Origin of the sequence: Gluconobacter sp. P1D12_c (assembly GCF_018812105.1) — a bacterium.
Taxonomy (GTDB): domain Bacteria; phylum Pseudomonadota; class Alphaproteobacteria; order Acetobacterales; family Acetobacteraceae; genus Gluconobacter; species Gluconobacter oxydans_A.
The window spans coordinates 1-435 of sequence record NZ_JACSIQ010000506.1; the positions used below are offsets into that span (position 1 = coordinate 1).

1 protein-coding gene is annotated in these 435 nt (G+C 47.4%); it reads left to right on the forward strand.

Annotated elements, in window-relative coordinates; translation table 11 throughout:
• The coding region (locus KP705_RS17900; protein ID WP_215765265.1) for a hypothetical protein at positions 1 to 435 on the forward strand (435 nt) is incomplete at both ends.

Here is a 435-nt window from a genome sequence, read left to right on the forward strand (position 1 = left end):
GATTTTTGAAGCAGGACCGTCTGAGAATGGGTGTGAGTCATCTTCTCGGATAGGTTTTTATGAGCTTCTTCGTCGCAACAGTGGGAACAAGGTTGATGTGTTTAAACATCTTGAACGCATTGGCAGGGATGAGGCCATAAGGCTTCAATCTGATCGCATTGCTGACAGGCTTGAAGGTCTGGGGATTCCGTCTAGGCGTAAGAAGCAGGATGGCACCTTTTTCAAGGTGGGTTTGCTGTCTGGATTAGCTAAGCAGATGGATGAACAGTTTAGGCATATCATGTTCATTCCTGCTGTTGCTGTTGCTGAGCGTCGCCAGTTGAGGAATGAGCTGACCTATTGGATTGATAACATTCTCCCGAATAAGGGGAAGTATCTGCGGTACATGGTTATCACCTGCGGTGAGAACGTCCGCATATATGATGACCTCAAGGC